This is a genomic window from Tsukamurella sp. NPDC003166 (genome assembly GCF_040611135.1).
Lineage (GTDB): Bacteria > Actinomycetota > Actinomycetes > Mycobacteriales > Mycobacteriaceae > Tsukamurella.
This window is the reverse complement of record NZ_JBEXNL010000004.1, coordinates 175,847-187,604: the sequence shown is the minus strand read 5'-3', so window position 1 is coordinate 187,604 and position 11,758 is coordinate 175,847. Positions and strand designations below refer to the sequence as shown.

Here is an 11,758-nt window from a genome sequence, read left to right as displayed (position 1 = left end):
CGGGCGCCGTCAGCGGCCCAGCCCGTACACGCCGGTCGCGTCGTCGCGCACCATCTCGCCCATCCGGAACTCGATGACCCGGCGGCGCATCGAATCGACGATGTGGCGGTCGTGCGTGGCCATCACCACGGTCGTACCGGCCCGGTTGATCCGGTCGAGCACGTCCACGATCTCCGCCGAGGTGTCGGGGTCGAGGTTGCCGGTCGGCTCGTCGGCGAGCAGCAGCAGCGGGCGGTTCGCGATCGCACGGGCGATGGCCACGCGCTGCTTCTCGCCACCGGACAGCTCGCTCGGCATGCGGCCCGCCTTGCCGCCGAGGCCCACGTAGTCCAGCACCTGCGGCACCGTCCGGTCGATGACAGTGCGCGGCTTGCCGATCACCTCGAGCGCGAAGGCCACGTTCTCGGCGACCGTCTTCTGCTGCAGGAGCCGGAAGTCCTGGAAGACGCACCCGAGCGACTGCCGCAGCTGCGGCACGCGCCGCGCCGACAGCTTGTTCACGTGGTAGTCGCCCACGTACACATCGCCGCTCGTCGGCTTGTCCTCCTTGAGGAGCAGCCGGAAGAACGTCGACTTGCCGGACCCCGACGGCCCGATCAGGAAGGCGAACTCGCCCTTGCCGATCTCGACCGACAGGTCGTCGAGCGCCGGCCTGGCGGACGCCTTGTACTTCATCGTGACGTTCTGGAGCGTGATCACGGTCGCCCAGTGTACTGACGCGCGGCCTCAGCTCGGGGGAACCGTGGTCGTCGGTGCGCCGCCGCTGGTCGGGACCTCGGTGTTCTGCCCGCCCGGCACCGGGAGCGGAATCGTCGCGCCCCCGGGCAGGACGATCCCGCCGGACGGCGTCTGGCTCACCGTCGGACCGCCCGACGGTGCCGTCCTGGGCTCGACGGAGCCGCCCGGCACCGTCGACGACGGTGCGCCGGAGGCCGAGGGGTGCCCGGAACCGCTCTCCGGAACGGACGACGGTGCGGCCGATGGCGACTCCCGCCGCTCCGAGGTGAGCGGCGGCGTGTAGGCGGGTTCGGTGTAGGCGGGCGCGGTCGTCGTCGCGACGGGCTGGCGCCCCTGCTGGACGTCCTTCGGCACGAACTCGTCGTACAACGTGAGATACCACCACAACAGGCCGATGAACAGCACCGAGAAGATCACGGTGCTGGTGCGGGCGCGGGTGTGCGGGATCGTCTTCGGCAGGCGGTCCCAGAAGGGCGGCGCGATGATCTTGGTGGCCGGCTGCGGCGCGGGACCGGCGGGCTCGTCGGGCCTGGGCTCCGTCGGGGTCTGGTCGGTCACGTCGGCTCCTTGTCGTCCTCGACGGCGTCCGCGACCGGATCGACGGCGATCCCCGCGGTCGCCAGGCTGCGGACGATCCGCTCGCGGAGGTTGCGACCCACCTCGAACTGCTTGCCCGGCAGCGTGCGCGCGACCATGCGGACGTTCACCTGATCGAGATCGATGGACTCGACCCCCATCAGCGAGGGCTCGTCGAGCAGCAGCGCCGACATCACCGGGTCGTGGTAGGCCCGCTCCCCCACCCGGTGCAGCAGGGCGTTGACCTTGCCCATGTCCACGTTCTTCGGGAGCGGCACGTCGACCACGGCACGCGCCCAGTCCTTCGAGAGGTTGGTGGCCTTGATGATCTGCCCGTTCGGCACCGTGATCACCTCGCCGTCGGTGTTGCGCAGCTTGGTGACGCGCAGGGTCACGTCGGAGACGGTGCCCTCCGCCGTGGAACCGCCCGTGAGCGAGAGGTTGACCACGTCGCCGAAGCCGTACTGCCGCTCGGTGATGAGGAAGAAGCCCGCCAGCAGGTCCTGGACCACGCGCTGGGCGCCGAAGCCCAGCGCCGCGCCGATGACTGTGGCCGGGGCGACGAGAGCGTTGATGGGCACGCCGAGGGCCTTGACCACCTGGTACGCGGCGAACAGGTAGATGGCCGCGATCGCCACCCAGCTCACCACCTGGATCAGGGCGTGCTGGTGCTTCGCGGACTCCGATCGCACGAGCGAGTCACTGTTGCGGAACTGCGAATCGATCCGCACGGTCACCCGCGCGGAGGACCAGTTGACGAACCGGTTGGCCAGGATCGCGGCGATGATCCACAGCGCGATCGGGAGCACGCGCTCGAACAGGAAGAAGCGCCAGCCGGCCGATCCCGGCAGGAACGAGACCGCGTACAGGGCGCTACTCGTCATCGCCGCGCATCCGCCAGCGGATGCCGGCCTCGATGAAGCCGTCCAGGTCGCCGTCGAGCACCGCCGACGGGTTGTTCACCTCGTAGTTCGTGCGCAGATCCTTGACCATCTGGTACGGGTGCAGCACGTAGGAGCGCATCTGGTTGCCCCAGGACGCGCCCTCGGTCGTGCTGAGCGCGTCCATCGCGGCGCGCTCCTCCTGCCGCTTGCGCTCGAGCAGCTTCGCGGAGAGCACCTTCATGGCCGCGACCTTGTTCTGCAGCTGGCTCTTCTCGTTCTGGCAGGTCACGACGATGCCGGTGGGGATGTGCGTGAGCCGCACCGCGGAGTCGGTCGTGTTGACGGACTGGCCACCGGGACCGGAGGAACGGTAGACGTCCACCCGGACGTCGTTCTCATTGACGTCGATGTGGTCGGTGGTCTCGACCACCGGCAGGACCTCGACCTCGGCGAACGAGGTCTGCCGCCGCCCCTGATTGTCGAAGGGGCTGATCCGGACGAGCCGGTGCGTGCCCATCTCCACCGACAACGTGCCGTACGCGTAGTCGGTCTTGACGGTGAACGTGGCGGACTTCAGGCCCGCCTCCTCGGCGTAGCTGGTGTCGTAGACCTCCACGCCGTAGCCGTGCTTCTCGGCCCAGCGGATGTACATGCGCATGAGCATCTCGGCCCAGTCCGCGGCGTCGACGCCGCCCGCGCCGGCCCGGATGTTGATCAGCGCGTCGCGCGAGTCGTACTCGCCCGAGAGCATGGTCTTGACCTCCATGGCCTCGATCTCGGCGCGCAGCTTGGCGCGGTCGCCGTCGGCGTCCTCGAGCGCTGCGGCGAGGTCCTCGCCCTCCTCGGCCTCGGCGAGCTCGTACAGCACCGGCAGATCGTCGAGCCGCTGCCGGAGATCGGTGACACGACGCAGCTCGGTCTGCGCGTGGGAGAGCTGGCTGGTGACCTGCTGCGCGTTGGCCTGGTCGTTCCACAGCTCGGGGTCCGACGCCTTGTGTTCGAGCTCGTCGACGCGCCGGCGCAGTTCGTCGAGGTCGATCACCTTCTCCACCGTCTGCAGGGTGGTGTCGAGGCTCTCGATGTCTGCGGCTACGTCAGGATGCACAGTCACTCAGGATACTGGCCCGGCGCGCCGTAGGAGTCCGGTGGCGGCGTAAGGCTGCCCAGCTGCCACGAGCTGTCGATCTTCCCCACCTTGTAGTAGACGGGCAGTCTGTCCCCCACCTCCGGCCAGCGCTCCGCGAAGTCGACGACGAGCCGCCGGTACACCGGCGTGGGCGCCGTGGTCGGGCCGACGATCGAGCCGGACACGGTGACGAAGGCCTGCCCCTTCTGATCGGCCTCCAGCGGCCGCGGGCTGACCCCGCTGAGCGTGAGCGTCCCGTCCTCCATGCCCGGACCGGCGGGCGCGGTGCCCAACGTGCCGCGCTGGGAGCGCTGCCACATGACGACGAACGCGCCCAGCATCGCGGCGAGCATCAGAATCCAGATCCAGACCATATGCCCAGATTACCGACGGTGTCCGCTGCACGCCCGCGACCGCGCTCCGATACCTTGTCTCGCATGTCGAGCGCACCGTCGAACTCCCCGAATCCCGATCTGGCACTGGCCCTCGCCCTCGCGGACGCCGCCGACGAGCTGACCATGGCCAGGTTCGGCGCCCTGGACCTGAAGGTCGACGCCAAGCCCGACCTCACGCCCGTCTCCGACGCCGACCTCGCCACCGAGACACTGATCCGGGACCGGCTCGCGGCCGAGCGGCCCGACGATGCGGTGCTCGGCGAGGAGTTCGGCGGCGAGCCCGTGTTCGCGGGCCGGCAATGGGTGGTCGACCCGATCGACGGCACCAAGAACTACGTGCGCTCGGTCCCGGTGTGGTCCACCCTCATCGCGCTCCTCGAGGACGGCGTGCCCGTGGTCGGTGTCGTCTCCGCCCCCGCGCTCCGGCGCCGGTGGTTCGCCGCGGCGGGCGCCGGCGCGTTCGTCTCCTTCGACGGTGCCGCGCCCCGCCGGATCTCCGTCTCGGGCGTCCGCGAGATCGCGGACGCGAGCATCTCCTTCTCGGACCTGTCCTACTTCGCGGACCGGGCGAGCCGGGACCGCTTCCTCGCGCTCGCCGACGACGCGTGGCGGCTGCGCGGCTACGGCGACTTCTGGAGCTACTGCATGGTGGCCGAGGGCTCGGTGGACATCGCGGTGGAACCCGAGGTCTCCCTGTGGGATCTGGCCGCCGTCGAGATCGTGGTCCGGGAGGCCGGGGGCCTGTTCACGGGCACCGACGGTACGCCCGGACCCCACGCCGGATCGGCCGTCGCGGCGAACCCGGTGCTGCATCCGCAGGTTCTCCGCCGTCTGACCGACTGACACAGCGACACGGCTTTCGTCCCACCTCTTGGCACGCAACTTACCGCAGAGTAAGGTCACTCCTGACTCAAGAGTAAGTTGGCGATCGCGTCGGCCGGGAATCCTCCCGCGATCGGCCTCGCCGCGAAGACGAGATGGTGGAGATGAGCACGTCAACCGACCCCCGGGACACCAGCGCCATCGGGAAGAACCCGATCCGGCGGAACCCCACCGGGCAGCTGATCCGCGCCCTGATGGCCGTGGTCCAGACGCCCTTCGTGCAGAACCGCGGCCTCCAGGGCCTCGTGAACCGCGTCGCCTACGAGGGCACGAAGACCGGGTTCAAGGCGCTGGGCGCCGCGAACCGCACCTTCAAGGTGGTCACCGGCACCGGCAAGCCCAAGCGCCTGTCCTCGAGCACCCGGTCGAACTACGACCTGACGCCGGACGACGAGCAGCAGATGATCGCCGACACGGTGAGGGACTTCGCCGCGGAGATCATCCGGCCCGCGGCCTTCGACGCCGACGCCGCCACCGAGGCCCCCGAGTCGCTCCTCGAGCGCGCGACCGAGCTCGGCATCACGATGATCAACGTGCCGGAGGAGCTCGACGGTGCCGGCTCCGAGCGCGGTGTGGTGACCAACGCCCTGGTGGCGGAAGCCCTCGCGCACGGCGACATGGGCCTGGCACTGCCGATCCTCGCCCCGAGCGGCGTGGCCGTTGCGCTCGCGCAGTTCGGCTCGGACGGCCAACAGCAGACCTATCTCAGGGAGTACGCGGGCGAGTCCGTGCCGCAGTCCTCGGTGGTCATCGCCGAGCCGGGAGCACTGTTCAACCCGTTCGCGCTGGGCACCAAGGCCACCCGCACCTCGGGCGGATACGTTCTGAGCGGCGTGAAGTCGATGGTCCCGCAGGCCGGTACGGCCGAGCTGTTCGTCGTCGGCGCGGAGCTCGACGGTAAGCCCGCGCTCTTCATCGTGGAGTCCGGCTCCGACGGGGTCATCGTCGAGGGCGACCCGAGCATGGGCCTGCGCGCCGCGTCGCTGGGCCGGCTGAACCTCAACAACGTCAAGGTGCCGTCGACCGCACTACTCGGCGAGGTCGATCTCGATACCGCCGCGCAGAACTACACCGACGTGGTGCGACTGGCCCGGCTCGGCTGGTCCGCACTGGCACTGGGCACCTCGCGCGCCGTCCTCGACTACGTGACCCCGTACGTCAAGGAGCGAGAGGCCTTCGGCGAGCCGATCGCGCACCGTCAGGCCGTGGCCTTCGCCGTCGCCGACATGGCGACCGAGATCGAGGGCCTCGAGCTGCTGGTGTGGCGCGGCGCCGCGCGCGCCGAGCAGGGCCTGTCCTTCGCCCGCGAGGCCGCGCTGGCGCGGAAGTTCGCCACCGACAAGGGCATGCGGATCGGGCTCGACGGCGTTCAGCTGCTCGGCGGACACGGCTTCACCAAGGAGCACCCGGTGGAGCGGTGGTACCGCGATCTGCGCGCCGTGGGCATTGCCGAGGGCGTCGTCGTCCTCTAGACCGACATCTCCCGAGACTGAAAGAACCATCATGGCAATCAATCTGGAACTTCCCCGCAAGCTCAAGGCGTCGGCCGAGATGTCGCACCAGGGCGCGGCCGAGATCTTCCGCCCCATCTCGCGCAAGTACGACCTCGCCGAGCACGAGTACCCCAAGGAGCTCGACACCATCGCGGCGCTCTACGACGGGCTCGCCGACGCGGGCCAGGCACCGTCGGCCGCCTCGGGCGATCGCAAGAAGGGCGAGGGCGAGGACAAGCCCAAGCCGGTCGACGTGACCGCCGGCAGCCGCAACGGCGGCACCATGGAGTCCATCATCAACGCGATCGAGATGTGCTGGGGCGATACGGGTCTGATGCTCGCGTTCCCGTACCAGGGGCTCGGTAACGCCGCCATCGCGGCGGTGGCGACCGACGAGCAGCTCGAGCGGTTCGGCAAGGTCTGGGCGTCGATGGCCATCACCGAGCCCTCCTTCGGTTCGGACTCGGCGGCGGTCACCGCCACCGCCGTGCGCGACGGCGACGAGTGGGTCATCAACGGCACCAAGATCTTCGTGACGTCCGGCTCGCGCGCCGACCACATCGTGGTGTGGGCGAGCGTGGACCGCAGCGCCGGCCGCGCCGCGATCAAGTCCTTCGTCGTGCCGCGCGAGCACCCGGGCGTCACCGTCGCCCGCCTCGAGCACAAGCTCGGCATCCGTGCCTCCGATACCGCGGAGATCCGCTTCGAGGACTGCCGTGTCCCGTTCGAGAACATCCTGGGCAGCCCGGAAGTGAACGTGGAGAAGGGCTTCGCCGGGGTCATGCAGACCTTCGACAACACCCGCCCGCTGGTGGCCGCCATGGCCATCGGCTGCGCGCGGGCCTCACTCGAGGAGCTGCGCACCGTCCTGGAGGACGCGGGGATCGTCATCGACTACGACGCCCCCGTGAACACGCTGCCGCACGCGGCCGCCGAGTTCATCCGGCTCGAGTCCGACTGGGAGGCCGCGTACCAGCTCACCCTGAAGTCCGGCTGGATGGCGGACAACAAGCTGCCGAACTCGATGAACGCCTCGATGGCGAAGGCCAAGGCCGGCCGCGTCGGCTCGGACGTGACGCTGAAGGCGGTGGAACTGGCCGGCGCTCTGGGCTACTCGGAGCGGACGCTACTCGAGAAGTGGGCCCGCGACTCGAAGATCCTGGACATCTTCGAGGGAACGCAGCAGATCCAGCAGCTGATCATCGCGCGTCGTCACCTGGATCTCACGAGCTCGCAGCTCAAGTAGACCAGGGGAGGTTCGACGGGGCGTCGTCGCGGCACTGCCGCGGCGGCGCCCCGTTCGCCTATCCCTGCCCCAGAGGGCCGCGTCCGCGCGCGAGAGCGCCTGAGAGCGCCTGCTCTGCCGCGCGCAAGCGCACGTCTGTGAGACGGCCGATGAGCAGCGGAACCGATCGCCGAGCCGGTGCGTCCGATCGAGGACGTGATGGGGACGACGTCGCAGGACGCACTCGAGAGGGTGCAACAGCGCGGCGGCGGTGCGGCTCGGGAGGGCCCGCGTCGCCGCTGCGGACGTACTGAAGGAGGCGCGCAGCGTGCCTGACAACCGGCTTGTTCACGATTCCGTGACCTGAGAACTGCGTGACCGACACCACATTTAGACTGTGATAACCGTCACTTTCCGCAGGTCATTGCCCATGCAAGCTATTGCTAGCGTTTTCCGGCATGACCTGGACTTACCTTCCTCACAGCCTGTCGTGACCGAAGCGTTATCAAACCGCGACCGTCCCGAAGCGGGGATGACACCGGCCCGATAGCGCCCTAGTGTTCATCTCGACCCGGTCACCGGGAACAAAACTGAATCCGCGAACCACCGCGTATGTGTGGGCCCGCCGCCGAAACGAGAGACTCTTCCTCGGGCGCCGGACGGCTTCCAGAGTGACGCACCACGTCGCCGAAGCCGGTTGAGAGATCTTCCTCAGCCCACTGCCGTGCCCGACAGAGAAGGCACGGTCCATGTCCTTCCCCGACACCTCCGCCCCAATCGGGCCGTGTCCTGGCATGCGCAACGGCGAAAGGAACCCCTTGAAGAACATCCGTAAGACCCTGGGCATGATGGCCGTCACCGGCGCGATCGTCGCCGCTCCCGTTGCCTTCGGCACCGGTGCTGCGAACGCCAGCAGCGTCAACTGGGACGCCATCGCCGCCTGCGAGTCGGGTGGCAACTGGAGCACCAACACCGGCAACGGCTACTACGGCGGGCTGCAGTTCAGCCAGTCCACCTGGAACGCCAACGGCGGCAGCGGCAGCCCGCACAACGCGTCGCGTGCCGAGCAGATCCGCGTGGCCGAGAACGTTCTCGCCTCGCAGGGCATCGGCGCATGGCCGAGCTGCGGCGGCCGCGGCTGAGGTCGCACCCCCGCTTTGCTACGAACGCCTGTGGCGGTCGATCCCTCGTGGATCGACCGCCACAGGCGTTCGCGGGTCCGGCCACCGCCGCCGCACGCCGCGCAGTCTGCGAGAATCACGGGGTGTCGGTGCGCGTACTCGTCCTCCTGACGGGCCTGTACTTCGCCCAGGGCCTGCCCTTCGGCTTCTTCACGCAGGCGATCCCCGTCCTACTCCGGGACGCCGGCCTGTCGCTGACCGCGATCAGCCTCACGTCCTTCCTCTACCTGCCCTGGGGCATCAAGTTCCTCTGGGCACCGGCCGTCGACCGGATCGGGACCCGACGGCAGTGGCTGCTCACGACCCAGCTCGGCTCCGCCGGCGTCGCCTTCGCCCTCGCCGCCACCGATCTCGCCGGATCCCTGCGCTGGCTGTACGTCGCGATCGCGGCGATCAACCTGCTCTCCGCGACGCAGGACATCGCGACCGACGGCCTCACGGTGCGCCTGCTCGGCCCCCGCGAACGTGGCCTCGGCAACGGCATCCAGACCGGCGCGTACCGCCTCGGCATGATCGCCGGCGGCGGCGGGCTGCTCTGGATCTACGCGGACGGCGGCTGGCGCGTCCTCCTGCTCACCCTGGGCGGGCTCATCCTCCTGTGCACGGTCCCCGTCGTGTTCCTGGCACGGGACGTGCCGCCCGACGGTGCGCCGCCCACCGTCGGGCCACCGGCCGCAGCGGGCCTGGGTACCGCGTGGTGGCACCGGCTGCGGCGTCCCGGGGTGATCGCCCTGATCGCCCTCCTCGCCGCCTACAAGTTCGGCAACGCGATGGTCTCCGCGATCGCGGGGCCCTTCCTGCACGACGCGGGTCTCGACCTCAAGGAGATCGCACTGGTCGGCGGCGCGCTGAGCTCGACGGGCGCACTGGTGGGCTCGGCACTCGGGGCGTGGTGGGCGTTCCGCTACGGACGCCGCACCGCGTTGCTCGCCGGCGGTCTCGCGCAGACCGTCACGATCGGGCTGTACGTCGCGGCGGCGCTCGGCGTGGGCGGCTTCCCGATGGTGGTGGCGGCGAACCTCACCGAGCACGTCTTCGGCGGCGCCGCGACGGTCGCGCTGTTCACTCTGATGATGGACGCCAGCGAGCGGGAGCACGCGGGCGCCGACTACACCCTGCTCGCGTGCGCCGTGGTGGCCGCGCAGGGAGCCGCGGGATTCGCGGGCGGCGCGTCGGGCGATCTCCTGGGTTACGCGCCGACCTTCGGGATCGCGATGGTCCTGTCCGGCGTCGGCTGCTGGATGTTCGTGCGGGCCCTGGATCGGGGCGCCGGGCCGCGATCCCTCACGACCTGGTCGCGGCGCCGGGTTCCCACACCATGAGCTCGTGCGCCGCGGAGCTCGTGCGCCGCGCGGAAACCGGTGCGGCGGAACGGTCCCTCCCCCATCTCGCTCGGAGCGAGCACGAGGCGGCGGTAGCCGCGGCGCCGCGCCTCGTCCTGCACCGCCTCGATCAGCGCGTGGCCGAACCCCTCCCGGCGCGCCATCGGAACACGAACACGTGCCCGACGTAGCCCCACGCCGTCGACTCCTCGCCCGGCGTGGCCGTCCACGCCGTCCGCAGCGCGGCCACGTGCGGTGCGTCGCGGGCCGGGTCGGCGACCCACACGTCCATGCGCCCACCGTACGGACATGTCGGGACGCACGTGTGGCGGATTGTTCCCGCTGAGCGGAAACGGTCCGCCACACGAAGATCGACGATCAGGCCGGCACGGTCGCCTTCGCATCGTCGCCGGCACTCGCATTCCGAGCGGCGAGCTCGCCGATGGAATCAGCGGACTCGAGCACGGAGTCGCGCCGGTACTGGACGAAGGAGTACGCGAAGGCCGCGATCCAACCCGCCACGATGACGATGTACACCGCACGCTGCACGCCGGGGTCCAGGGCCAGTGCGCTCTTGCCCACCAGGGTCCGGGCATTGGTGAGCACGATGAGACCGCCCACTGAGGCGCCGAGCAGCCGCGGCGGGAAGTGCCGCACCAGCCACGCCGCGATCGGAGCTGCGATCACGCCGCCCAGCAGGATCGCGCCCGCATAGCCGAAGTTCACGCCCTCGCCACCGAGGTTGGCGAGGAATCCGAGCGAGGCTGCGAGCGCGACGAGGAACTCGCTGGTGTCGATCGTGCCGACCACCTTGCGGGGCTCCATCCGGCCCGATGCCAGCAGCGCCGGTGTCCCGACGGGGCCCCATCCGCCGCCCCCGGTGGCGTCGACGAAGCCGCCGAACAGGCCCAGCGGCGCGAGGAACCGCGACCTGAGGGGCTTGCCGAGGTTCTTGGTGTCGATGCCGCGGAAGGTGAAGCGCAGCAGCACGTACAGGCCGAGCACGAGCAGGATCACGGCCATCAGCGGCTTGGCGATCTCCGTCGACAGGTTGGACAGCACCGTCGCCCCGACGAACGCACCGATCGCGCCCGGAACACCGATGCGCCGCACCACCTTCCAGTCGACGTTGCCGAACCGCCAGTGCGAGGCGCCGGACACCGCGCTGGTGCCGATCTCGGCGAGGTGGATCGTCGCGCTGATCGCGGCGGGCGAGAGCGTCGTGAGAGCGACGAGGAAGGTCGTCGCGGTGACACCGAAGGCCATGCCGAGACTCCCGTCGACGAGCTGACCGAGCAGCCCGACGAAGGCGACGATGACGAGGGTGGGCATGCGGACTCTCCTGGGGCCTGGCGGACGGGCTTACTCGTCCGGGTATGACGGATCAGTCTGCCTCCGCCGGGCATTCTGCGGAACGGTCCCGCTCACGATGATCACAATGGCGACCGGGCGGTGAACGGGACCTGAACACGAATCCGCGGCCGGCTGTGCCTGATATCGTCCGATTCGTTCCTTTACACCGTTGCAGAAAGTCGACCGAACATGCGCGCCCTGACCCGAATCGCCCTCGCCACCACTGCGCTCGCCGCCGCCACCGTCACCGCCGCCCCGATGGCCTCCGCCGCGATCGAGCTCAACGGACACGACCAGGTACGCACCCTGGCGTGCAACGACGATGTGAGGCTCATCGGCTCGGACAACTCGATCGTGTTCACGTCGAACTGCACGCGGGTCGAGGTCAGCGGCCACGACAACACCCTCACCTTCCGCGACGTGACGAGCCTGAAGCTGATCGGCAGCGACAACTCGATCACGCTGGGATCGGCCTCGTCCGTCGAGGTGAGCGGTCACGACAACACGATCACCTGCACCGGCGCTCACAAGCCCACCGTGAAGTCGATCGGCGCGGACAACTCGTACCGCTGCTGAGGCCCTC

13 protein-coding genes are annotated in these 11,758 nt (G+C 69.6%); 6 read left to right on the top strand and 7 right to left on the bottom strand.

Annotated elements, in window-relative coordinates; translation table 11 throughout:
* Positions 1 to 9 precede the first annotated feature (9 nt).
* The 5 genes from ftsE to ABZX10_RS06820 are packed head-to-tail and all read right to left on the bottom strand — an operon-like array spanning position 10 to position 3,698.
* Entirely contained in the window at positions 10 to 699 is a 690-nt protein-coding gene (gene ftsE, locus ABZX10_RS06840; protein WP_355536252.1) for a cell division ATP-binding protein FtsE, read from the bottom strand.
* Positions 700 to 726: 27 nt separating this feature from the next.
* Positions 727 to 1,296, bottom strand: a complete 570-nt coding sequence (locus ABZX10_RS06835) for a hypothetical protein (protein ID WP_355536249.1) — start codon at positions 1,294 to 1,296, stop codon at positions 727 to 729.
* Positions 1,293 to 2,198 (bottom strand): mechanosensitive ion channel family protein, encoded by a 906-nt coding sequence (locus ABZX10_RS06830; protein WP_355536246.1) that lies wholly within the window; start codon positions 2,196 to 2,198, stop codon positions 1,293 to 1,295. Before ABZX10_RS06830 ends, ABZX10_RS06835 begins: the two co-directional genes overlap by 4 nt.
* Positions 2,188 to 3,303 (bottom strand): peptide chain release factor 2, encoded by a 1,116-nt coding sequence (gene prfB, locus ABZX10_RS06825; RefSeq protein WP_355536243.1) that lies wholly within the window; start codon positions 3,301 to 3,303, stop codon positions 2,188 to 2,190. The genes ABZX10_RS06830 and prfB overlap by 11 nt, the downstream gene beginning before the upstream one ends.
* Before the next feature lie 2 nt (positions 3,304 to 3,305).
* Positions 3,306 to 3,698, bottom strand: a complete 393-nt coding sequence (locus ABZX10_RS06820; RefSeq protein WP_355536241.1) for a hypothetical protein — start codon at positions 3,696 to 3,698, stop codon at positions 3,306 to 3,308.
* 63 nt (positions 3,699 to 3,761) lie between these two features.
* Between ABZX10_RS06820 and hisN the strand changes: the two genes are divergently transcribed.
* The 5 genes from hisN to ABZX10_RS06795 all read left to right on the top strand — a co-directional run bounded on the left by hisN (position 3,762) and on the right by ABZX10_RS06795 (position 9,822).
* Complete coding sequence (hisN, locus tag ABZX10_RS06815; RefSeq protein ID WP_355536238.1) at positions 3,762 to 4,562, top strand: histidinol-phosphatase; 801 nt, start codon at positions 3,762 to 3,764, stop codon at positions 4,560 to 4,562.
* A 143-nt stretch (positions 4,563 to 4,705) separates the two neighbouring features.
* On the top strand, positions 4,706 to 6,073 hold the full coding sequence (locus ABZX10_RS06810; RefSeq protein ID WP_355536235.1) for an acyl-CoA dehydrogenase family protein: 1,368 nt from the start codon (positions 4,706 to 4,708) through the stop codon (positions 6,071 to 6,073).
* A 31-nt stretch (positions 6,074 to 6,104) separates the two neighbouring features.
* Entirely contained in the window at positions 6,105 to 7,340 is a 1,236-nt protein-coding gene (locus tag ABZX10_RS06805) for an acyl-CoA dehydrogenase family protein (RefSeq protein WP_355536232.1), read from the top strand.
* Positions 7,341 to 8,137: 797 nt separating this feature from the next.
* Complete coding sequence (locus tag ABZX10_RS06800; protein WP_355536229.1) at positions 8,138 to 8,461, top strand: transglycosylase family protein; 324 nt, start codon at positions 8,138 to 8,140, stop codon at positions 8,459 to 8,461.
* Positions 8,462 to 8,583: 122 nt separating this feature from the next.
* The gene (locus ABZX10_RS06795; protein WP_355536226.1) at positions 8,584 to 9,822 is read left to right on the top strand and encodes an MFS transporter; all 1,239 of its coding nucleotides are present in this window, start codon (positions 8,584 to 8,586) and stop codon (positions 9,820 to 9,822) included.
* 130 nt (positions 9,823 to 9,952) lie between these two features.
* On the opposite strand, the gene ABZX10_RS06790 is transcribed toward ABZX10_RS06795, so the two are convergent.
* The gene (locus tag ABZX10_RS06790; protein ID WP_355536223.1) at positions 9,953 to 10,114 is read right to left on the bottom strand and encodes a hypothetical protein; all 162 of its coding nucleotides are present in this window, start codon (positions 10,112 to 10,114) and stop codon (positions 9,953 to 9,955) included.
* Between the two features lie 86 nt (positions 10,115 to 10,200).
* Positions 10,201 to 11,154 (bottom strand): sulfite exporter TauE/SafE family protein, encoded by a 954-nt coding sequence (locus ABZX10_RS06785; protein WP_355536220.1) that lies wholly within the window; start codon positions 11,152 to 11,154, stop codon positions 10,201 to 10,203.
* A gap of 210 nt (positions 11,155 to 11,364) precedes the next feature.
* Here ABZX10_RS06785 and ABZX10_RS06780 point away from each other — a divergent pair, with 210 nt between their 5' ends.
* Positions 11,365 to 11,751 carry a DUF3060 domain-containing protein gene (locus tag ABZX10_RS06780; protein ID WP_355536217.1) on the top strand — a complete coding sequence of 129 codons (387 nt, stop codon included), beginning with the start codon at positions 11,365 to 11,367 and terminating at the stop codon, positions 11,749 to 11,751.
* Positions 11,752 to 11,758 lie beyond the last annotated feature (7 nt).